This is a genomic window from Limnohabitans sp., assembly GCF_044361985.1.
Taxonomy (GTDB): domain Bacteria; phylum Pseudomonadota; class Gammaproteobacteria; order Burkholderiales; family Burkholderiaceae_C; genus Limnohabitans_A.
In genome coordinates, this window is sequence record NZ_JBIKHV010000029.1 from 1 (window position 1) to 19,109 (window position 19,109).

The window sequence follows — 19,109 nt, forward strand, 5'->3', positions numbered from 1 at the left end:
CACGCTTGGTCGTCAATCTGGAAACGTCATAATCTGGCTGCGCTGCCTGGGGGAATTTGGGGTGGCCACGGGTGGGGGAATTTGGACTGGCCATCAGGGGACTGACACAGCAGCGCAGGCAAAACGAAAGCGGTGATGCTGGGTGGACTGGCCCACAGCGCGCAGCTCAATCAAAAAACAGGCCGCCCGGCATGACCGCGCTGGTGGAGGCAGCAGACACATATCGAGCGCCGAAGGTTCGCCATTGCCTGCCGCCTTAGCGGAAGCTAATCAAGCCCTTGTGTAGAACGTTATATATGCCAAATAGGCCGCTATTGATACGGGTCTGCCAGTCGTCACAGAATGCCTTGAATTTATCCACCACTTCAACGTCAAGCCACAGGGTGACCTCGGTTGTTGGATTGCCGCCATCGTCAGATTGACTGGCTAAAGCTTCTTCCATTTACCATTTTCGATTTGGACAGTGCCCGCATCCTGGCTGCTTCTTCTGGTGTGTCCTCAATCGCATCCCACACGTCGGCGAATCTTTGGCGATTAGTGTCATTGGGTTTCTGCATGGCGTGGCTTTCAATGGTGAGCTCACGCCGCCATCGCTGGAGCTGGTTGAACGCGCATCGGTTTGGCTTTGAATCGAAGCTGTGCCTGCCACACGTCATAGGCACTTTGTTCTGCCAGCCACACGCGGGCATCACCGCCACGCTCCACGCCCAGCCATGCCTCTATGCGCAGGGCCATATCAGGCGAAATAGCAGCGCGGCCATTCAACATGCGTGACAACGCGACACGCGACACGCCCAACTGTTCGGCAGCTTGGGTCACACCCAGCCCCAATGCAGGCAACACGTCATCACGCAGCGTCAAGCCGGGGTGTGGTGGGTTAAACATACGGGTCATTGCGTACTCCTAGTGGTAATCCATGTAATCAACCAGCACAGCGTCTGTGCCCTCAAAGGTAAATGTCATTCGCCAATTGCCATTGACCGATACGGCCCAATGGCCCTTCAAATCGTCCGACAAAGGATGCAAGCCCCAGCCCGGAACGTTCATATCCCGGTCAGACGTTGCCGCATCTAGTCGCGCCAGCAAACGGCCTAACTTGGAGGCATGGTCAGGCCGGATGCCTGCTTTGGTGCCACGCTCAAAGAACGCTTGCAGCCCCTTATGTCCGAATGACTTAATCATGATCAATTGTATCCCGTAGCGTTACACTTTGCAAATTAACCAGCCAAAACGCGCAGCCCACCCGGTGCGGCTTTGGCATCAAACGCAATCCCCGCCTGCTCCAAAATCCAAGCCTCAATGCGCTCATGGTGCAGGCGCAACAGCTCCAGCGGGCGCTGGGGGCCCCTTTGGGGGTGGCGGCGCTTTCGGTGATGCGGCGGGTGGCAGTTCCAGCCAACCGGGTTCTGCCGGCGGCACCGAGGTGCACAGCTACCTTGATGACAACGCCACCATCTACCAGTACCTGAGCAATCTGGCGGTCTTGCGCACGCTGCTGGCCAACAACCCGGGCTACGGCGCGGGTGCCGACGTGCTCGATGGTGGTGCTGGCTCTGACCAGTTGTTTGGCCTCGGCGGTGCCGACACCTTCAAGTTCGACCTGGCCACGGCCGGCGCCGACGACAAAGACCGTGTCTGGGACCTGACGGCTGCTGACCGGATCGAGCTGAGCAACGGCGCTCGCCTGACAGGTGATGCTCTCAAGGCCGTCGTTAATTCGGCAAGCAAAGTCGATAGCGATGCCGATGGCGCGGTCGACGACCTGCGCCTGTCCCTGAGTCAGGCCAACCAGTCGCTGAGTATCGACTTGGTGAACACCGCCCGCGTCTGGATGGACGCCAGCGGCAACCACCTCAGCACCAACCCGACAGGAGAAAAAACCGTCAATGCCCTGAGCTACAGCTGGAAGGCGCACACCTTGCTCGAGAGCGTGCGGGTGGAGGTGGGGCAGGCCAGTCCGTCGACCGACAAACGTGGTGCTTTGTCGCTGCTGCTTGACGGGCTGACCGATGCGCGCCCCGGCTTGGCGGCGGGTCGCGACGTGAGCACGGCCGAGCTGAAGGCGACGAGCGATGCCGTCAACCTGCAGGACGCCATTGCCATTCTCAAGATGATCGTTGGGCTGAATGTCAACGGCGGCAATCAGACGCTGTCACCCTACCAGGCGCTGGCGGCAGACTTTGACGGCAATGGGGGGGTCGAGCTCAATGACGCCATTGGCGTGCTCAAGCACGTGGTGGGTTTGACCGGTACCGGCACGCCCACACCGACTTGGAAATTTGTCGACGAAGCCAGTGACGCCGTAACCGCGATCACGGGGGTCGGTGGCAACCCCTTGCGCCCAGGTCAGCCACCGGCCATCACGTTGAATTTGACTGGCGACGCTGCCACGCTGCAAGTCAAGCTGGTGGGCTATTTGCGCGGTGATGTGGACGGCAGTTTTGCAGGAGCCACTGGTGCGCTGGATCTGGATGAGGTGCAGCCGGATTACTTTACGGCCTTGGTGCTGGAGCAGCCTGCGCTGAATTTGGCGCAGTTCGGGATTTACAGCCCGGTCTAAAGGGGGGTATCAATTTGGTGGATCTCAAGTCGGCTTACAAAACCAAAGAACGATTCTTTTATTGATATTGTTTATTTGATTTGTGAGTCACTTTGTTTGTGTAGCTGACTTATCCCGTGTTGATCACGGGATCCCCCCTGTTTATCCACAGGCTTATCCCGTGACGCCAACTGCTGGCGGGGCTAACATGGACGTTTGATTTTCCAGTACCCAATGTCTGCTGTTTTCTCCCCCCATTTGAGCGATTTTCCCGCCAACCTGTCGTCTGACAGCCAAATCGCCAAGTTGCGTGTCCCCCCTAACTCGATTGAGGCCGAGTCGAGCGTCTTGGGCGGGCTATTGCTTGACAACGGGGCTTGGGACCGGGTGGGTGATTTGTTGGTGGACTCCGATTTTTATCGACATGAGCACCAGTTGATCTACGCCGCGATGGGGGCCTTGATCAACGCTTCCAAGCCGGCGGATGTGATCACGGTCAGCGAGTATTTGCAAAACCAGGGCAAGACCGCAGAGATGGGCGGCTTGGGTTACCTCAATTCCTTGGCCCAATATGTGCCCAGTGCCAGCAATATCCGCCGATATGCGGAAATTGTTCGAGAGCGGTCCATCTTGCGCAAACTGGTTTCTGCCAGTGATGAGATCGCTACGAATGCATTCAATCCGCAGGGCAAGGCGATTGACCGCATACTGGACGAGGCAGAGCAAAAGATTTTCAACATCGGCGAAGAAGGCTCCCGCATGAAGCAGGGCTTTCAGTCGATGGACACGCTTGTCGTTGAACTGCTCGACCGTGTTCAGGAAATGGCGAACAACCCCAACGACATCACAGGGGTGCCCACAGGTTTTTACGACCTTGACCGCATGACTTCTGGCCTGCAGCCGGGTGATCTGGTGGTTTTGGCGGCCCGACCCTCTATGGGGAAAACCGCTTTTGCCATCAATATTGCTGAGCACGTGGCCTTGAATGAAGGTTTGCCTGTGGCGGTGTTTTCCATGGAAATGGGGGCATCTCAGCTCGCAGTGCGTGTGGTTGGCTCGATCGGGCGAATTGATCAGGGGCACTTGAGGACCGGCAAGCTCAGCGATGACGAATGGCCAAGATTGACCGAGGCCATCGAAAAGCTGCGCACGGTGTCTTTGCACATCGATGAAACACCGGGCCTGACACCTTCAGAGTTGCGTGCCAACGCCAGGCGCCTGGCTCGGCAGTGCGGCAAGCTGGGCTTGATCGTGGTGGACTATTTGCAGCTCATGAGCGGCTCAGGCGGTTCAGGTGGTGACAACAGGGCCACGGAATTGGGCGAGATTTCACGTGGACTGAAAATGCTGGCCAAAGAACTGCAATGTCCGGTGATTGCGCTGTCTCAGCTGAACCGAAGCGTTGAACAGCGGACCGACAAGCGCCCCATGATGAGTGATTTGCGTGAGTCTGGCGCCATTGAGCAAGACGCCGACATCATCATGTTCATTTACCGCGATGACTATTACAACAAGGATTCCAAAGATCCCGGTGTGGCAGAAATCATCATCGGCAAGCAGCGCAATGGCCCAACCGGAACGACCCGTTTGACCTTCCTGAAGAACCTGACACGTTTCGAAAGCCTGGCTTCGGGTCTGAGTGACGACTACTGAGACCCGAAGGGTTTTGTGCTGTTGCGATCAGAGGGCGTCGCTGGCAAAGTCGGCCAGCCTGGAGCGCTCTCCTCGCGCCAGGGTGATGTGACCCCCGTGGGCCCAGCCCTTGAAGCGGTCGACAGCATAGGTCAGACCTGAGGAGCCTTCAGTCAGATAAGGCGTGTCAATCTGGGCCAGATTCCCCATGCAGATGATCTTCGTGCCGGGGCCTGCCCGTGTGATCAGGGTTTTCATTTGCTTGGGCGTCAAGTTTTGCGCTTCATCGATGATGACGTACTTGTTCATGAAGGTGCGACCGCGCATGAAGTTCATGCTCTTGATCTTGATGCGGCTTTTGATCAACTCGTTGGTCGCAGCCCGACCCCATTCACCAGAATTGCCCCCATCGCCCTTGGCCAAAAACTCCAGGTTGTCGTCGAGTGCGCCCATCCAGGGACCCATTTTTTCTTCTTCGGTACCCGGTAAAAACCCGATGTCTTCACCCACGCTCACAGTAGCCCGGGTCATGATGATTTCGGTGTAACGCCGGTCATCGAGGACTTGCGTCAAACCCGCAGCCAGTGCCATCAAGGTCTTGCCCGATCCCGCTGTTCCAGCCAAAGTCACAAAGTCGATGTCCGGATCGGTCAGCAAATTCATCGCAAAATTTTGTTCCCGATTGCGCGTCGTGACGCCCCAAATGGCATTTTTTTGGTGGTTGAAGTCTTTAAGTGTGCGCAGCACGGCAGTTTTTCCGCGAATCTCGGTCACCCGCGCGTACAGACTGGGCTCGCCCGGTGCCTCGAAATAAACGAACTGGTTCATGAAGAGGCTGGGCACGATCGGGCCGGAGATCCGGTAAAAAGTGTGCGTGCCTTGTTGCCAACTTTCGACGGTCTTGCCATTCCTGATCCAGAAATCGGGTGGCAAGGCCAACGAACCGGGGTAAAGCAGGTCACCATCTTCAAGGGTTTTGTCGTTTTGATAGTCCTCAGCGTGCAGGCCCAAAGCACGTGCCTTGACCCGCATGTTGATGTCCTTGGACACCAGAACAACTTCACGTGGCGCATGCATTTGGCCCAGTGCCTTGACAACGCCCAGGATCTGGTTGTCCGCCTTGCCTTGCGGCAGGGCCAATGGCAGGCTCAGGTCGAGCGCCTGGGTCTGGAAAAAGAGTTGCCCCATGGCGTCGGTGTGGCCTGTTGCTGCCAATGGCGAGCCTTGACCCAAGTCGGCACCTTGTGCAGATGCCAAAGCGTCCAGCGAACGGCTGGCTTGTCGGGCATTGCGCGCTACCTCGGTCATGCCTTTCTTGTGACCATCCAGTTCTTCCAGAACGATCATCGGCAAGAAAACATCGTGCTCTTCAAAGCGGAAAAGGCTCATGGGGTCGTGCATGAGCACATTGGTATCGAGCACGAAGAGTTTGCTCGGTCCCGTCCTGCGTTTGGACCGACCCGCGGGGACTGCAGCCAGTTTGGTGGGCATAGGCTCACGCACTGAAGGGGCAGTCACAGCCGAAGCAACCACCGGATCAATACCTGATGGCTGGGCCTTGCGGGGACGTGTGGCACGTTTGGACTCTGCGGCAACCGCTGGCTCGGCCGCTTGTGTGAATTTCTTGGTCTCTATCTGTACCAGCGCCGTTGGGCTTTCAATCTCCGTCGACATTTCCTCGAATGCTTTGTGGGTCAAGCGGCTGGCGCGTTGTGTGGGTGCAGGTGGCAGTGGCATGAGCGAAGGGCCTCTTGAGGGTGAAAAATTCTGGCGCAGAAAAATAAAAAGCCGCCTGGAGGCCAAGGCGGCTTTTATTACAGGAAGAGAAGGGGCTGAATTTCAGCGGCATGAATTCATTATGCACGAGCCAAAAGACAAAACTTCCTGTTTTGGATCAAGCGACTGAGGCTGCTTTTTTCAAATCTTTCACAGCCTTGAGAACTTCTTCCACGTGACCTGGTACCTTGAGTCCGCGCCACTCTTGTTTGAGGGTGCCGTCAGAACCTATAAGGAAGGTGCTGCGCTCGATGCCTTTGACCTTTTTGCCGTACATGATTTTGTTTTTGACAACACCAAACATGTGGCACATTTTTTCTTCGGTGTCTGCAATCAGCTCGAATTGCAGTTCAAGTTTGGCTTTGAAATCATCATGGGATTTCATGTTGTCACGGGAAACACCCAAGACCAGTGCACCGGCTTTGACGAAATCCTTGTACTTGTCGCGAAATTGCATGGCCTCGGTGGTGCAGCCGGGCGTGTTGTCTTTGGGGTAGAAAAACAAGACCACGGGTTGACCGACGTGGGAGATATTAGAAACTTTCAGGCCGCTCGTGGCGTTCGCTTCGAATTCTGGGAGGGGTTTGTTAAGAACGATCGCCATAAAACTTTGATCTCGCTTGACAGGTTGAGCGCGTGCCGCCTCGAAGGCGCCAGGTGCGCTAAAGGCCCGGGGGCCTTGGCAACCGATGATTTTACTCTGAATGAGACACTTGAATACGAACAGGTCCCAGAAACAAGAACAAGGCTGAAATGCATGCTTTAGGGTTCTAGTAGCAAAGCGGCCACGACTTTTCTACCTTCGCTGGCCAAAATGTTGTAAGTGCGGCAGGCTGCGGCTGTGTCCATGGTTTCAAGACCAATGCCCAGTTCAACCAGTGATCTCAGCCATGCAGGCTGAGGAAAACGCAAGCGCTGGCCACTGCCAAAGATGACCAATTCGGCACCGCTTTTTGACAATATTTCGAAATCGGTTGCTTCCAACTCCGCAAATCGGGCAACTTCCCATTTGGCAGGGGTTGCGCCAGGCAAGCTGCTGACGGTCAAAGAATGGAAAAATTTTTGACCATTCACCTCGATCCATCCTTGGCCATAAGCATTGATGGAGAGGCCGCTGGATTTGTCAGGTTGAAGTTTCATGGCTTGATCTGAAATGGCTGGGAGGCATCGGTTCAACATTAGAGGCTGTGCTCTTGTGGTGGGTGCCAAAACGTTCTCGAAATGTGGTCAAATTATAGGTTTTCTCCCTCGCAACCGCCTTTGGAGGCACTTTGAAGCCCATTCAAAAATCTGCCAAGCTCGCCAATGTTTGTTATGACATTCGTGGCCCCATCATGGACCGCGCCCGTCAGATGGAAGAGGACGGTCAAAAGATCATCAAATTGAACATCGGAAACCTGGCCGTTTTCGGCTTTGATGCGCCTGAAGAGATTCAGCAAGACATGATCCGCAACCTGCCCAATTCAGCTGGTTACTCTGACAGCAAAGGCATTTTCGCGGCGCGCAAAGCCGTGATGCACGAAACTCAAAAGCAAGGCATTCTGGGCGTCACGCTGGACGATATCTATCTTGGAAACGGTGCCAGCGAATTGATTGTCATGGCCACCAATGGCCTGCTGGACAACGGCGATGAGGTGCTTTTGCCAGCGCCTGATTACCCGCTGTGGACTGCTGCGGCAAGCTTGTCGGGCGGCACGCCCGTGCATTACAAGTGTGAAGAATCAAATGGCTGGATGCCCGATTTGGCCGACATACGGGCGAAAGTCACGCCACGGACCAAGGGCATCGTGGTGATCAACCCCAACAACCCCACGGGGGCCTTGTACAGCGACGATTTACTCAAAGGCATCGTGTCCATTGCGCGCGAGCATGGCTTGGTGATATTCGCCGACGAGGTCTACGACAAGGTTCTGTACGACGGCGTCAAACACACGCCCATGGCCAGTCTTTCCCAGGATGTGCTGACCCTGACATTCAATTCGCTGTCCAAGAGCTACCGTTCTTGCGGCTACCGGGCTGGTTGGATGATCATTTCGGGAGATAAGAAAAATGCCCGCGATTACATCGAGGGCCTGAATATGCTCTCCAACATGCGCTTGTGTGCCAACGTGCCTGGCCAGTGGGCCATTCAGACCGCTTTGGGCGGACACCAGAGCATCAACGAGTTGGTGGGTGAGGGCGGTCGACTGCGCAAGCAGCGCGATTTGGCCTATGACCTGATCACCGCCATCCCCGGCGTGACGTGTGTCAAGCCGCATGCGGCCTTGTACATGTTCCCCAAATTGGATTCCCAGATGTATCCGGTCAAAGATGACCAGGATTTCTTCTTGCAATTGCTGGAGGAAACCAAGGTCATGCTGGTCCAGGGTACGGGATTCAATTGGCCCGACACCGATCATTTCCGGATCGTATTTTTGCCCCATGAAGACGACTTGCGTGAAGCGATTGCCCGCATGGCGCGTTTTCTTGAAGGTGCCCGCAAACGTTTTGGCACCGAGGCTTTGGCGGCCTGAATTGAAGAATTGATGCCCGAATCTTTTGGGTGTATTGCAGTAAAGAAGTTAAAAAATGAAACCGATCAAAGTGGGCCTGTTGGGCATTGGCACAGTGGGCAGCGGCACTTTCAACGTGCTCAAGCGCAACCAGGAAGAAATCCAGCGCCGCGCTGGACGCGGCATTGAAATTGCCATGGTGGCCGACCTTGATGTGGCGCGTGCCAAAGAAGTGGTGGGGGAGGGCGTGCAGGTGGTGGCCGACGCGCGCGCCGTGATTTCCAACCCCGAGATCGACATCGTCATTGAACTGATCGGGGGTTATGGCATTGCCAAGGCGCTGGTGCTTGAAGCCATTGCTGCCGGCAAACACGTGGTCACTGCCAACAAGGCCTTGCTGGCGGTGCATGGCACAGAAATTTTTGCAGCGGCGCAGGCCAAAGGCGTGATGGTGGCTTTTGAGGCTGCCGTGGCCGGCGGCATACCGATCATCAAGGCACTGCGTGAAGGACTGACCGCCAACAGCATTCAGTGGGTGGCAGGCATCATCAACGGCACCACCAACTTCATCTTGTCCGAGATGCGTGACAAAGGCCTGGATTTTGGGGTGGTGCTCAAAGAAGCACAGCGCCTGGGTTATGCCGAAGCCGACCCGACTTTTGACATCGAGGGTGTGGATGCTGCCCACAAGGTCACCCTGATGAGTGCCATTGCTTTTGGCATTCCGGTTCAGTTTGACAAGGCCTATGTAGAAGGCATCACGAAACTGGGCGCTGCCGACATCAAATACGCCGAGCAACTTGGCTACCGCATCAAACTGTTGGGCATCACCAAGCGCACAGCTCAAGGCATTGAGCTGCGGGTTCACCCGAGCTTGGTGCCCACCCAGCGCCTGATTGCCAATGTGGAAGGGGCCATGAACGCCGTGATGGTGCAAGGCGATGCCGTCGGCACCACCTTGTATTACGGCAAAGGTGCGGGCGCTGAGCCAACCGCCAGTGCGGTGATTGCCGATTTGGTGGACATTACCCGTTTGCACACTGCAGATCCGCTCAACCGGGTGCCGCATTTGGCATTCCAGCCGGGGGCCATGAGCAATTTGTCGGTGCTGCCCATGTCCGAAGTGGTGACCAGTTATTACCTGCGTTTGCGCGTGGCCGATCAAGCAGGTGTTTTGGCCAAGTTGACCGGCTTGCTCGCACAAGCGGACATCAGCATTGATGCCGTGTTACAGCGAGAGGCTGACCAGGTGAGCCTGGCAGGTGAAAACCAGACCGATGTGATCATCTTGACCCACGACACCCGTGAAGGCACCTTGAACGATGTCTTGGCCCAAATGCAGGCACTGCCGACTGTGATGGCCCCGATCGTGCGTATTCGCAAGGAAGATTTGAACTGATGCGTTACCTCTCGACCCGTGGTCACGCCGACCGCAAACAATTTTGCGAAATTTTGCTGGAAGGTCTGGCACCTGACGGCGGCCTCTATCTGCCTGAAAGCTATCCGCAGCTTGACGGGGCGGGTCTGACGCGCTTGCGCGAGGCTTGGCAAAGCCAAGGTTATGCGGCCTTGGCGTTCGAGATTTTGTCTTTGTACGTTGACGACATTCCGCGCGAAGACCTGCAGGCCCTGTGCCGCAAGACCTACACGCCAGAAGTGTTCGGCACCCCAGAAATTGTGCCACTCAAACCATTGCGCGCAACAGGCCAAAGCCGGCCTGACATGTATCTTGAAGCCTTGTCCAACGGACCCACATTGGCGTTCAAGGACATGGCCATGCAGTTGCTGGGCAACTTGTTTGAATACGAGTTGGCACGGCGCGGCGAAGCACTGAATATTTTGGGCGCGACATCGGGCGATACAGGCAGCGCTGCCGAATATGCCATGCGTGGCAAAAAGGGCGTGAAGGTGTTCATGACCAGCCCAAATGGCCGCATGAGTCCTTTTCAGCAAGCCCAGATGTTCAGCCTGCTGGACGAAAACATTTACAACATCGCCATCGATGGCGTGTTTGATGATTGCCAGGACATCGTCAAAGCCGTGTCAAACGATTTGCCGTTCAAGCGTCGCTACAAAATTGGCACGGTCAATTCGATCAACTGGGCCCGCTTGCTGGCCCAGGTTGTTTACTACTTCGCCGGGTACTTCCAGGCGACACAAAACAACGACCAGAAAGCCAGCTTTACTGTGCCCAGTGGTAATTTCGGCAATGTGTGTGCAGGCCATGTGGCCCGCATGATGGGCTTGCCGATCAACCGCTTGGTGGTCGCCACCAACGAAAACGATGTACTCGACGAGTTCTTTCATACGGGCATTTACCGTGTACGCGGCACCAGCGATACCCACGAGACATCCAGCCCTTCCATGGACATTTCAAAAGCCAGCAACTTTGAGCGTTTTGTTTTTGACTTGCTGGACCGCGATGCAACTCAAACCAAGGCCATCTTTGGTGAAGGCTTGAGCCGCGATGGATGCTTCGATTTGTCAGGCGATCCCCGATTTGCCAGGGCCGCAGCGGTTTACGGTTTTGAAAGTGGCCACAGCACCCACAACGACCGGCTGAAGACGATTCAGCAGGTGTTTTCAAGCTACGGCATGATGATCGATCCCCACACTGCAGATGGTGTGAAAGTGGCCCAGGAACACTTGAATGCACAAGTCCCCATGATCGTTCTTGAGACTGCACTGCCCATCAAGTTCGCCTCCACAATTGTTGAGGCCTTGGGCTGCCAGCCTGATCGGCCCGCCCGTTTCGAAGGCATCGAGTCATTGCCCAAGCGCGTGCAGGTCATGCCAGCGGATGTGGAACTGATCAAGGCCTTTATTACCCAACACTGTCAGTGAACTAGATGACCTCTCCTCGCGCCCCGTTGATGTCGCTCGATGACGCTTTAAAAACGTTGTTGGCCCATATCAAACCATTAACGAGCGTGGCCTCAGTGGCCACCCTGGATGCCGATGGCCGCATCTTGGCGCAAGACCTGGTATCTGCATTGCAAGTTCCCGCCTTTGACAATTCCGCCATGGATGGATACGCGGTCCGTAGCGCCGATTTGACCCAGGCCGGCATCGAGTTGTCCGTCACACAGCGCATTGCCGCGGGTCACTTCGGTACCCCCCTGTTGCCAGGCCAAGCCGCCCGTATTTTCACGGGAGCACCCGTTCCAGCTGGCGCAGATGCCATCGTGGCGCAAGAGCAAACGGAACTTGTTACCCCAGACCAGCCATCACGGGTTCGTTTTTTAACTCAGGCTGAACCGGGCCAGTGGCTACGCCGCAGAGGCGAAGACATCCAACTGGGTGATAGCGTCTTGCAGCGCGGACAAAAACTTGGACCTGCAGAGCTGGGCTTGGCGGCCAGTCTGGGCTTGGCGCATCTCCAGGTCATGTCACGGCCCAAGGTGGCGTTGTTTTCAACCGGTGATGAACTGGTCATGCCTGGGGATGTCGCACCTGCTGACATGCCGCCGGGTGCCATCTACAACTCCAATCGGTTTTTTTTGCGGGCATTGTTGCATCGGCTTGGCTGTGAGGTCAGCGATTTGGGCATCGTGCCTGACCGCCGAGAAGCCACAGTGGCCGCCCTTAAAACAGCGGCAGACCACCACGACCTGATTGTTACCAGTGGTGGCGTGTCGGTGGGTGAAGAAGACCACGTGAAGCCTGCTGTTCAGTCCTTGGGGGCGCTGGCACTTTGGCAGATTGCCATGAAGCCCGGCAAGCCCTTTGCCTATGGGCATGTTCGGCGTGAGACTTCACCAGGTGTGGCGCATTTTGTCGGCCTGCCTGGCAATCCCGTGTCCAGTTTTATGACCTTTTTGCTGTTGGTCAAACCCTTGGTCATGGCTTTGCAAGGCGCTGAGCAAAATGCCCCGGTCTGCTCGAAATTACCAGCGCACTTTGATTGGCCAAAAGCCGACAAACGGCGAGAATTCTTGCGTGTTCGCCGCAATGTGCAAGGGGGTCTGGATCTCTTTTCCAACCAAAGCTCCGGGGTCTTGACCTCGATGGTGTGGGGCGATGGCGTGGTGGATAACCCCGGTGGCCAGACGGTTGCCCATGGCGACATGGTCAGCTTCTGGCCATTTTCGGAGAGCTTGTCATGAAGATCCAGGTGCGTTACTTTGCTTCTTTGCGCGAGAGCATCGGGGTGGGTTTAGAGGCTTTCGAAACGCTTGGCCCGGACGTTGCCAACTTGCGCCTGCAATTGATTGCACGTGGCGGGGCGCATGCCGAGTGCCTGGCGCTTGGCCGCCCGGTGCGGGTTGCCGTCAATCAAGTCATGGCTGACGATGCCACCCTTTTGTCGGGTGATTGCGAAGTGGCCTTTTTCCCGCCCGTCACAGGAGGTTGAAGCCATGCTGCCCCGCGTCACCATTCAAAGCGAAGACTTCGATGTGTCCCAAGAGTTGACTGCCTTGAGGGGGCAAGATGCCCGCGTTGGCGCTGTGTGCAGTTTTGTGGGGACGGTGCGCGATACCCGTGCATTGACTGGTGAGGCGCTGGATGAAGTGAAGGCTATGGAGCTGGAACATTACCCAGGCATGACAGAAAAATCGATCGAAGCCATGATCGATGCAGCGCACCAGCGCTTTGATTTTTATAACGCTCGTGTGGTGCATCGTGTAGGCCGCTTGCTGCCCGCTGATCAGATTGTTTTTGTGGCAGTCACTTCGGCGCACCGTGGAGAAAGCTTCAAAGCGTGCGAATTTTTGATGGATTACTTGAAAACCCAAGCGCCATTCTGGAAAAAAGAACAGACCCCTCGCGGTGCACATTGGGTAGATGCCCGTGTGTCAGACGATGCGGCATTGGCCAGATGGGGAATTGCCGTCAACAATGCATGAGCCTTTTCTAGGGCTCAGTGCTTGTAGTTTTGCGGGTCCGTGTGTGTGCCGCGTTCGTCATCTGCACGCAGATGAGTGCTTGGAGCCAATAAATTCCACTCAGCTTTCGCCACGGATTGCTGAATTAAATGGATCATGCCGTGAACCAGCGGTGCTTGTAAGTTCAGCTGGCAAGACTGGATGGCCTCGCCTATTTTTTTCTGAAAAATGATTTGTAGACTGCCGTTTGGCTGCACGCTCAGCTGCGCGTCGGTGACCAACAAGGGTTCGTCACCCAAAGGCAATTGTTGGGCTTGTGCATCGTAGGGTGTGGAAAAGTCTGCAGTTTGTAAAAAAGCATCGCGTTTGAGTTCCGTCAAAATTTGCTGCGATGAGTCACCAATGGCGGCCATGCCGGGTTGAGCGGCCTCCAGACGGACAACTGACGCTTGCATCGCAGGCAACAGTCGGATGGCCATCCGACGTGTCAGCCAGAAACGAAATTACTGACCATCTTGGGTATTGAGTCGAATCAACAAGCGATCTTGACGCTCCTCATGGCTGACGGAAAGCTGGTGAATGTTCATACCTTGATTTTAGGCAATATGACATCGCCCTCCAAGTCTTGAAAATGGGTAATGCCCCCCAAAATGATGGCCACTGGAGAATTTTCATGCGCCTTGACAAATTAACGACCAAATTCCACGAAGCCTTGTCTGATGCCCAGTCTCTGGCGCTGGGCCGTGACCATGCCTACATTGAGCCCGCACACGTTTTGGTGGCGATGCTCAAGCAAGAAGAGGGGCCCAAAGCCTTGTTGTTGCGTGCGGGCGTGCAGGTGCAGGGATTGGCCATGGCCGCCGAAGCTGCTGTGGGCCGCTTACCGCAGGTCACAGGTCAAGACCAGGTTCAGGTCGGGCCTGAACTGGCCAAGGTGCTTCAGGCGTGTGAAAAAGAAGCCATGAAGCGGGGCGACGCTTTCATCGCCAGCGAACTGTTTTTACTGGCCATCGCTGACAACAAGGGCGACATCGGGCGCTTGGCGAAAGAGCATGGGCTCAGTCGCAAGAGTCTTGAAACGGCGATTGATGCCGTGCGCGGTGGGCAAACTGTGGGCAATGCCGAAGCAGAGGGCCAGCGCGAAGCCCTGAAAAAATACTGTATCGATCTGACTGAGCGGGCTCGCATGGGCAAGCTCGATCCGGTCATTGGTCGCGATGACGAAATACGCCGTGCGATTCAGGTTTTGCAGCGCCGTACCAAAAATAATCCGGTATTGATTGGTGAGCCCGGTGTTGGCAAAACCGCAATCGTTGAGGGGCTTGCTCAGCGCATCGTGGCAGGTGAGGTGCCTGATTCACTCAAGGGTAAACGGGTTTTGTCGCTCGATATGGCCGCCTTGCTGGCGGGCGCCAAGTTCCGCGGCGAGTTTGAAGAGCGGCTGAAAACCGTGTTGAGCGAATTGGCCAAAGACGAAGGCCAAACCATCGTTTTCATTGACGAATTGCACACCATGGTCGGGGCAGGCAAGGCGGAGGGGGCCATGGATGCCGGCAACATGCTCAAGCCCGCATTGGCCAGGGGGGAGCTGCATTGCGTAGGTGCCACGACGCTGGCTGAATACCGCAAGTACATCGAAAAAGATGCCGCCTTGGAGCGGCGGTTTCAGAAAATTCTGGTCAATGAACCCTCCGTCGAAGCCACCATCGCCATCTTGCGTGGTTTGCAAGAAAAATACGAAATTCACCATGGCGTGGACATCACGGATCCTGCGATTGTTGCGGCGGCTGAATTGAGTCACCGCTACATCACCGACCGATTCCTGCCCGACAAGGCGATTGACCTGATCGATGAAGCTGCCGCCAAGATCAAGATTGAAATCGACTCCAAACCCGAGGTGATGGACAAGCTTGATCGCCGATTGATCCAGTTGCAGATTGAGCGTGAAGCGGTGCGCAAAGAACACGATGAAGCTTCGCAAAAACGGTTTGCTTTGATTGAGGAAGAGATTGTCAAACTCAAAAAAGAAGCGGCCGATCTGGAAGAGATCTGGCATGCCGAAAAAGCTCAGGCACAAGGCGGACAGCAAGTGCGGGAGCAAATTGACCAGCTGCGCCAACAAATTGAAGAGCTGACTCGCAAGGGTGACTTCAACAAAGTGGCCGAACTGCAATATGGCAAGTTGCCCGCGCTAGAAAAAACCTTGAAAGAGGTTCAGGCCAAAGAAGCGCTGCCGGGTGAAAAACCCGTTCACCGATTGCTGCGTACCCAGGTGGGCGCTGAAGAGATTGCTGAAGTCGTGTCCCGTGCCACTGGAATACCCGTCTCTAAAATGATGCAGGGTGAGCGTGAAAAACTGCTTCAAATGGAAGACAAACTGCATCAACGTGTGGTGGGGCAGGACGAAGCCATTTCGGCGGTGGCCAATGCCATCCGTCGTTCGCGTTCAGGCTTGTCAGATCCCAACCGCCCAACCGGCTCCTTCCTGTTCTTAGGCCCTACGGGTGTGGGCAAAACCGAGCTGTGCAAAGCCCTCGCTGGGTTCTTGTTTGACAGCGAGGACCATTTGATTCGCGTCGACATGAGCGAGTTCATGGAAAAGCATTCGGTGGCGCGGTTGATTGGTGCGCCCCCAGGCTATGTGGGCTACGAAGAGGGCGGCCATCTCACGGAAGCTGTGCGTCGCAAACCCTACAGCGTATTGTTGCTGGACGAAGTCGAAAAAGCCCATCCCGATGTTTTCAACGTCTTGTTGCAGGTGCTGGACGATGGTCGTTTGACCGATGGCCAGGGCCGCACGGTGGACTTCAAAAATACGGTCATTGTGATGACCTCCAACTTGGGCTCAAGGCTGATTCAGTCGATGGTGGGGCAACCGGCAGAAGACATTAAGGATGCCGTTTGGGATGAGCTCAAGGCCCATTTCCGGCCAGAATTTTTGAACCGAATTGACGAGACGGTCGTTTTCCATGGCTTGGATGCCGATCACATCGCATCGATTGCATCGATCCAATTGCAGGTGCTTAAAGATCGGTTGCTGCGCATGGACTTGAACCTTGAAGTGACTGCGGGAGCGCTTTCTGAGTTGGCCAAAGTGGGCTTTGACCCGATTTTTGGTGCCAGACCTCTGAAAAGGGCGATCCAGCAACGACTGGAGAACCCCCTGTCTCGCCTGTTGCTGGAAGGACGTTTCCCCCCCAAGTGCCAAATCCAGGTGTCTGTCGACCCTGTGCGACATCCTGGGCAGTTTGATTTCAAAGTGGTTGAAGCGCACGACTGAGCACTGTCGGTGCCCGCTGGAAGGTCGGTAAACGCGTGACACACAAACTGCAGAAGGCTTGTGCACAATGTGTCCATGACGACAAAAATTGCGGGCCACTTGCTGGTTGAATGCCTCCTTGCCCAAGGCGTAACTCATGCATTTGGTGTGCCCGGAGAAAGCTATCTGGCTGTGCTGGACGGATTTCATGTGCACCGTGAAGCCATTCGTTTTGTGACTTGCAGGCAAGAAGGCGGCGCAGCTTTCATGGCCGAAGCCCAAGGCAAGCTCACTGGACGACCTGGGATTTGCTTCGTCACCCGAGGTCCTGGCGCCACCAATGCATCAATTGGTGTGCACACCGCGTTTCAGGATTCAACCCCCATGGTCCTTTTTGTGGGTGATGTGGCCAGTGACACACGCGACCGAGAAGCCTTTCAGGAAATGGATTACACCCATTTTTTTGGGCCTTCGACAAAAGGCATGGCCAAACGGGTTGAGCGGGTAGATGATCCCGAGCGCTTGCCCGAGTACATTGCGCGCGCATTTGCGACAGCCATGAATGGCCGCCCTGGCCCTGTGGTGCTGGTCTTGCCCGAGGACATGTTGACCCAAGCCATCCATACCGCCCAAGCCTTGGCTCGCGTGGAGCCCGTGCAAGCCTGGAGCGATCCGGGGGCGCTGCGTCATTTGCGAGAGTTGTTGCTGGCGGCCCAAAAACCCTTGGTTATTTGTGGAGGTGGGGGGTGGACGCTGCAATCTGCGCAGGCGCTGCAGCGCTTTGCTGAAAACTGGCAGTTGCCCGTTGCCAATGCTTTTCGGTTTCAAGACACCTTTGACAACCACCATCCCCAATACGCGGGTGATGTGGGCATTGGTATCAGCCCGGCTTTGGCCAAGAGTGTGCGTGAGTCAGATCTGATTTTGGCCATTGGCCCACGGCTCGGGGAAATGACGACCGGTGGCTACACCCTGCTGCAGGCGCCCAAAACCTTACAAAAACTGGTGCATATTCACGGCAGCGCAGAAGAGTTGAACCGCGTTTACCAAGCAGACTTGGCCATTCTGTCCACCATGAACGCCGCGGCACGCAGCCTGGAAGTTTTGACGGCGCCACCGACGTTGCCTTGGATTGAGTGGACACGAACAGTACATGGCAGCTATTTAGACAACCTGAAGCCACAAACCTTGCCGGGTGATGTGGATATGCCAGAGATTGTGGCCATGCTTCAAAAGCATTTGCCCGAGGATGCCGTGGTCACGAATGGGGCTGGTAACTTTGCAAGCTGGATGCATCGCTTCTTCAGACACCATGGCTTGGTCAAAGGTCATAAGACCCAGTTGGCCCCGACCGTGGGGGCCATGGGGTATGGTGTTCCCGCAGGCATCGCCGCGAATATTTTGACGGGACGTACGGCCTTTACCATTGCGGGCGATGGTGATTTTTTAATGAACGGTCAAGAACTGGCCACTGCTGTGCAGCACGGCGGTAAAAGCATCATTTTGGTTTTGAACAATGGTATGTTTGGCACGATTCGAATGCACCAAGAGCGCGAATATCCAACCCATGTGACGGGGTCGAAACTTCACAATCCTGATTTTGTGGCCTTGGCTCAAGCCTATGGTTATGCAGGTGTTCGAATCCACAAGACTGCGCAATTCGAAGCGTGCCTGCTGGCTGCTTTGGCTCGATCCGAGGGCACTTTGATTGAAGTGGTGCTTGATCCTGAAGTCATCACCACCCGTGGGACATTGCAGGCCATCACAGAGGCTGCGCTGACCCAACAAAAAGCTTGAGGTCTGCCGAGGCTTTGAGGCGTATGACCGTTCGAACAAAGACATGAAAAAACCCGCCGAAGCGGGTTTTTTTTAAACGGTCAGCGGTTGAATTACTTCAGGTGCTTGCCGATCAAGCCAGCCATTTCGAACATGGTGACTTGCGCCTTGCCAAAAACAGCCTTGAGTTTGTCGTCAGCATTGATAGCACGACGATTCACGCTGTCTTGCAGATTGTGCTTTTTGATGTAAACCCACATCTTGCTGACCACTTCGGTGCGTGGCAGTGGGGTTGCGCCCACAACAGCGGCCAATGCGGCACTGGGTGTCAGGGCCTTCATAAAGGCTGGGTTGGGGGTACGCTTTTTAGCAGGTGCAGCCTTTTTGGCGGGCACCTTTGCCGCTACTTTTTTAGCGGGTGCTGCAGCTTTTTTAGCAGGAGCAGCTTTTTTGGCCGGAGCTGCTTTTTTAGCGGGAGCAGCTTTTGTTGCCGGGGTTTTTTTCGCAGTTGCCATGGTGGAATTCCTTTGATCGGAAGTTGGTACGTCGCTGAGTAACAGTTTGTTTTCAGCCATGTGCATGCTACTGGAGAAACGGGCACTTACCAAGCCCATTTATCAATTTTCTTTAGGGGTTGTTGCTGATTTGCAGGCTTCCAAGTCCCTTTTTTTATCGGCCAGTCTTTTTCAGTGCGCTATCAAGGCCTTGCCGCTGTGACGCAAGTCAGCGAATTCCAGCCAATATGCGCTGTTTCTCGTGGCTCAAAAGGCACCGCGCTGTGTGCTGTTGTTGATCAATGGCTAAGGTTT

Annotated in this window: 19 protein-coding genes; 11 read left to right on the top strand and 8 right to left on the bottom strand. The window is 55.5% G+C overall.

Translation table 11 applies throughout. The annotated features are described in order from the left end of the window. Nucleotides 1-256: 256 nt before the first annotated feature. The 3 genes from ACIQ3A_RS07105 to ACIQ3A_RS07115 all read right to left on the bottom strand — a co-directional run bounded on the left by ACIQ3A_RS07105 (nt 257) and on the right by ACIQ3A_RS07115 (nt 1,182). Nucleotides 257-442 carry a BrnA antitoxin family protein gene (locus ACIQ3A_RS07105; RefSeq protein ID WP_396431053.1) on the bottom strand — a complete coding sequence of 62 codons (186 nt, stop codon included), beginning with the start codon at nt 440-442 and terminating at the stop codon, nt 257-259. A gap of 137 nt (nt 443-579) precedes the next feature. Continuing rightward, nucleotides 580-894 carry a HigA family addiction module antitoxin gene (locus tag ACIQ3A_RS07110; RefSeq protein WP_396431054.1) on the bottom strand — a complete coding sequence of 105 codons (315 nt, stop codon included), beginning with the start codon at nt 892-894 and terminating at the stop codon, nt 580-582. 9 nt (nt 895-903) lie between these two features. Next, complete coding sequence (locus ACIQ3A_RS07115; protein WP_396431055.1) at nt 904-1,182, bottom strand: type II toxin-antitoxin system RelE/ParE family toxin; 279 nt, start codon at nt 1,180-1,182, stop codon at nt 904-906. Nucleotides 1,183-1,423: 241 nt separating this feature from the next. Here ACIQ3A_RS07115 and ACIQ3A_RS07120 point away from each other — a divergent pair, with 241 nt between their 5' ends. After that, on the top strand, nt 1,424-2,560 hold the full coding sequence (locus tag ACIQ3A_RS07120) for a hypothetical protein (protein ID WP_396431056.1): 1,137 nt from the start codon (nt 1,424-1,426) through the stop codon (nt 2,558-2,560). 213 nt (nt 2,561-2,773) lie between these two features. Next, nucleotides 2,774-4,192 (top strand): replicative DNA helicase, encoded by a 1,419-nt coding sequence (gene dnaB / locus ACIQ3A_RS07125; RefSeq protein WP_396431057.1) that lies wholly within the window; start codon nt 2,774-2,776, stop codon nt 4,190-4,192. A 27-nt stretch (nt 4,193-4,219) separates the two neighbouring features. Here dnaB and ACIQ3A_RS07130 read toward each other — a convergent pair whose 3' ends face one another. Beyond that, nucleotides 4,220-5,908, bottom strand: a complete 1,689-nt coding sequence (locus ACIQ3A_RS07130) for a PhoH family protein (RefSeq protein ID WP_396431058.1) — start codon at nt 5,906-5,908, stop codon at nt 4,220-4,222. Between ACIQ3A_RS07130 and ACIQ3A_RS07135 the strand changes: the two genes are divergently transcribed. Continuing rightward, nucleotides 5,907-6,077 carry a hypothetical protein gene (locus ACIQ3A_RS07135; RefSeq protein WP_396431059.1) on the top strand — a complete coding sequence of 57 codons (171 nt, stop codon included), beginning with the start codon at nt 5,907-5,909 and terminating at the stop codon, nt 6,075-6,077. The genes ACIQ3A_RS07130 and ACIQ3A_RS07135 overlap by 2 nt on opposite strands. Here the strand turns inward: ACIQ3A_RS07135 and ACIQ3A_RS07140 are convergent. Then, nucleotides 6,066-6,551, bottom strand: coding sequence for a peroxiredoxin (locus tag ACIQ3A_RS07140; RefSeq protein ID WP_396431060.1), 486 nt, complete (start codon nt 6,549-6,551; stop codon nt 6,066-6,068). The two genes, ACIQ3A_RS07135 and ACIQ3A_RS07140, sit on opposite strands and share 12 nt — an antisense overlap. A gap of 158 nt (nt 6,552-6,709) precedes the next feature. Further along, the gene (locus ACIQ3A_RS07145) at nt 6,710-7,087 is read right to left on the bottom strand and encodes an Mth938-like domain-containing protein (protein WP_396431061.1); all 378 of its coding nucleotides are present in this window, start codon (nt 7,085-7,087) and stop codon (nt 6,710-6,712) included. Between the two features lie 131 nt (nt 7,088-7,218). Between ACIQ3A_RS07145 and ACIQ3A_RS07150 the strand changes: the two genes are divergently transcribed. Genes ACIQ3A_RS07150 through ACIQ3A_RS07175 form a run of 6 tightly spaced genes read left to right on the top strand, consistent with a single transcriptional unit; the run spans nt 7,219 to nt 13,286 of the window. Then, nucleotides 7,219-8,460 carry a pyridoxal phosphate-dependent aminotransferase gene (locus tag ACIQ3A_RS07150; RefSeq protein WP_396431062.1) on the top strand — a complete coding sequence of 414 codons (1,242 nt, stop codon included), beginning with the start codon at nt 7,219-7,221 and terminating at the stop codon, nt 8,458-8,460. Nucleotides 8,461-8,515: 55 nt separating this feature from the next. Then, complete coding sequence (locus ACIQ3A_RS07155) at nt 8,516-9,838, top strand: homoserine dehydrogenase (protein ID WP_396431063.1); 1,323 nt, start codon at nt 8,516-8,518, stop codon at nt 9,836-9,838. Further along, nucleotides 9,838-11,283 carry a threonine synthase gene (gene thrC / locus ACIQ3A_RS07160; protein WP_396431064.1) on the top strand — a complete coding sequence of 482 codons (1,446 nt, stop codon included), beginning with the start codon at nt 9,838-9,840 and terminating at the stop codon, nt 11,281-11,283. Before ACIQ3A_RS07155 ends, thrC begins: the two co-directional genes overlap by 1 nt. 5 nt (nt 11,284-11,288) lie before the next feature. Continuing rightward, entirely contained in the window at nt 11,289-12,545 is a 1,257-nt protein-coding gene (gene glp, locus ACIQ3A_RS07165; protein ID WP_396431065.1) for a gephyrin-like molybdotransferase Glp, read from the top strand. Then, nucleotides 12,542-12,793 carry a MoaD/ThiS family protein gene (locus ACIQ3A_RS07170; protein WP_396431066.1) on the top strand — a complete coding sequence of 84 codons (252 nt, stop codon included), beginning with the start codon at nt 12,542-12,544 and terminating at the stop codon, nt 12,791-12,793. The genes glp and ACIQ3A_RS07170 overlap by 4 nt, the downstream gene beginning before the upstream one ends. Nucleotides 12,794-12,797: 4 nt before the next feature. Further along, complete coding sequence (locus ACIQ3A_RS07175) at nt 12,798-13,286, top strand: molybdenum cofactor biosynthesis protein MoaE (protein WP_396431067.1); 489 nt, start codon at nt 12,798-12,800, stop codon at nt 13,284-13,286. Nucleotides 13,287-13,300: 14 nt separating this feature from the next. Here ACIQ3A_RS07175 and ACIQ3A_RS07180 read toward each other — a convergent pair whose 3' ends face one another. Then, nucleotides 13,301-13,720 carry a hypothetical protein gene (locus ACIQ3A_RS07180; protein ID WP_396431068.1) on the bottom strand — a complete coding sequence of 140 codons (420 nt, stop codon included), beginning with the start codon at nt 13,718-13,720 and terminating at the stop codon, nt 13,301-13,303. 218 nt (nt 13,721-13,938) lie between these two features. Between ACIQ3A_RS07180 and clpB the strand changes: the two genes are divergently transcribed. Both clpB and ACIQ3A_RS07190 read left to right on the top strand, forming a co-directional pair. Then, the gene (clpB, locus tag ACIQ3A_RS07185) at nt 13,939-16,545 is read left to right on the top strand and encodes an ATP-dependent chaperone ClpB (protein ID WP_396431069.1); all 2,607 of its coding nucleotides are present in this window, start codon (nt 13,939-13,941) and stop codon (nt 16,543-16,545) included. 75 nt (nt 16,546-16,620) lie between these two features. Continuing rightward, nucleotides 16,621-18,321, top strand: coding sequence for a thiamine pyrophosphate-binding protein (locus ACIQ3A_RS07190; RefSeq protein WP_396431070.1), 1,701 nt, complete (start codon nt 16,621-16,623; stop codon nt 18,319-18,321). A 92-nt stretch (nt 18,322-18,413) separates the two neighbouring features. Here the strand turns inward: ACIQ3A_RS07190 and ACIQ3A_RS07195 are convergent, their stop codons facing one another. Next, a complete protein-coding gene (locus tag ACIQ3A_RS07195) occupies nt 18,414-18,815 on the bottom strand; it encodes an SWIB/MDM2 domain-containing protein (RefSeq protein WP_396431071.1) in 402 nt (133 codons plus the stop codon). Nucleotides 18,816-19,109 lie beyond the last annotated feature (294 nt).

Excerpts from the sequence above, each read along its gene's own strand:
- ACIQ3A_RS07105 (WP_396431053.1), bottom strand. The coding sequence starts at position 442 with ATGGAAGAAGCTTTAGCCAGTCAATCTGACGATGGCGGCAATCCAACA.
- ACIQ3A_RS07110 (WP_396431054.1), bottom strand. The coding sequence starts at position 894 with ATGACCCGTATGTTTAACCCACCACACCCCGGCTTGACGCTGCGTGAT.
- ACIQ3A_RS07115 (WP_396431055.1), bottom strand. The coding sequence starts at position 1,182 with ATGATTAAGTCATTCGGACATAAGGGGCTGCAAGCGTTCTTTGAGCGT.
- dnaB (WP_396431057.1), top strand. The coding sequence starts at position 2,774 with ATGTCTGCTGTTTTCTCCCCCCATTTGAGCGATTTTCCCGCCAACCTG.
- ACIQ3A_RS07135 (WP_396431059.1), top strand. The coding sequence starts at position 5,907 with ATGAGCGAAGGGCCTCTTGAGGGTGAAAAATTCTGGCGCAGAAAAATA.
- ACIQ3A_RS07130 (WP_396431058.1), bottom strand. The coding sequence starts at position 5,908 with ATGCCACTGCCACCTGCACCCACACAACGCGCCAGCCGCTTGACCCAC.
- ACIQ3A_RS07140 (WP_396431060.1), bottom strand. The coding sequence starts at position 6,551 with ATGGCGATCGTTCTTAACAAACCCCTCCCAGAATTCGAAGCGAACGCC.
- ACIQ3A_RS07145 (WP_396431061.1), bottom strand. The coding sequence starts at position 7,087 with ATGAAACTTCAACCTGACAAATCCAGCGGCCTCTCCATCAATGCTTAT.
- ACIQ3A_RS07155 (WP_396431063.1), top strand. The coding sequence starts at position 8,516 with ATGAAACCGATCAAAGTGGGCCTGTTGGGCATTGGCACAGTGGGCAGC.
- thrC (WP_396431064.1), top strand. The coding sequence starts at position 9,838 with ATGCGTTACCTCTCGACCCGTGGTCACGCCGACCGCAAACAATTTTGC.
- glp (WP_396431065.1), top strand. The coding sequence starts at position 11,289 with ATGACCTCTCCTCGCGCCCCGTTGATGTCGCTCGATGACGCTTTAAAA.
- ACIQ3A_RS07170 (WP_396431066.1), top strand. The coding sequence starts at position 12,542 with ATGAAGATCCAGGTGCGTTACTTTGCTTCTTTGCGCGAGAGCATCGGG.
- ACIQ3A_RS07175 (WP_396431067.1), top strand. The coding sequence starts at position 12,798 with ATGCTGCCCCGCGTCACCATTCAAAGCGAAGACTTCGATGTGTCCCAA.
- ACIQ3A_RS07180 (WP_396431068.1), bottom strand. The coding sequence starts at position 13,720 with ATGCAAGCGTCAGTTGTCCGTCTGGAGGCCGCTCAACCCGGCATGGCC.
- clpB (WP_396431069.1), top strand. The coding sequence starts at position 13,939 with ATGCGCCTTGACAAATTAACGACCAAATTCCACGAAGCCTTGTCTGAT.
- ACIQ3A_RS07190 (WP_396431070.1), top strand. The coding sequence starts at position 16,621 with ATGACGACAAAAATTGCGGGCCACTTGCTGGTTGAATGCCTCCTTGCC.
- ACIQ3A_RS07195 (WP_396431071.1), bottom strand. The coding sequence starts at position 18,815 with ATGGCAACTGCGAAAAAAACCCCGGCAACAAAAGCTGCTCCCGCTAAA.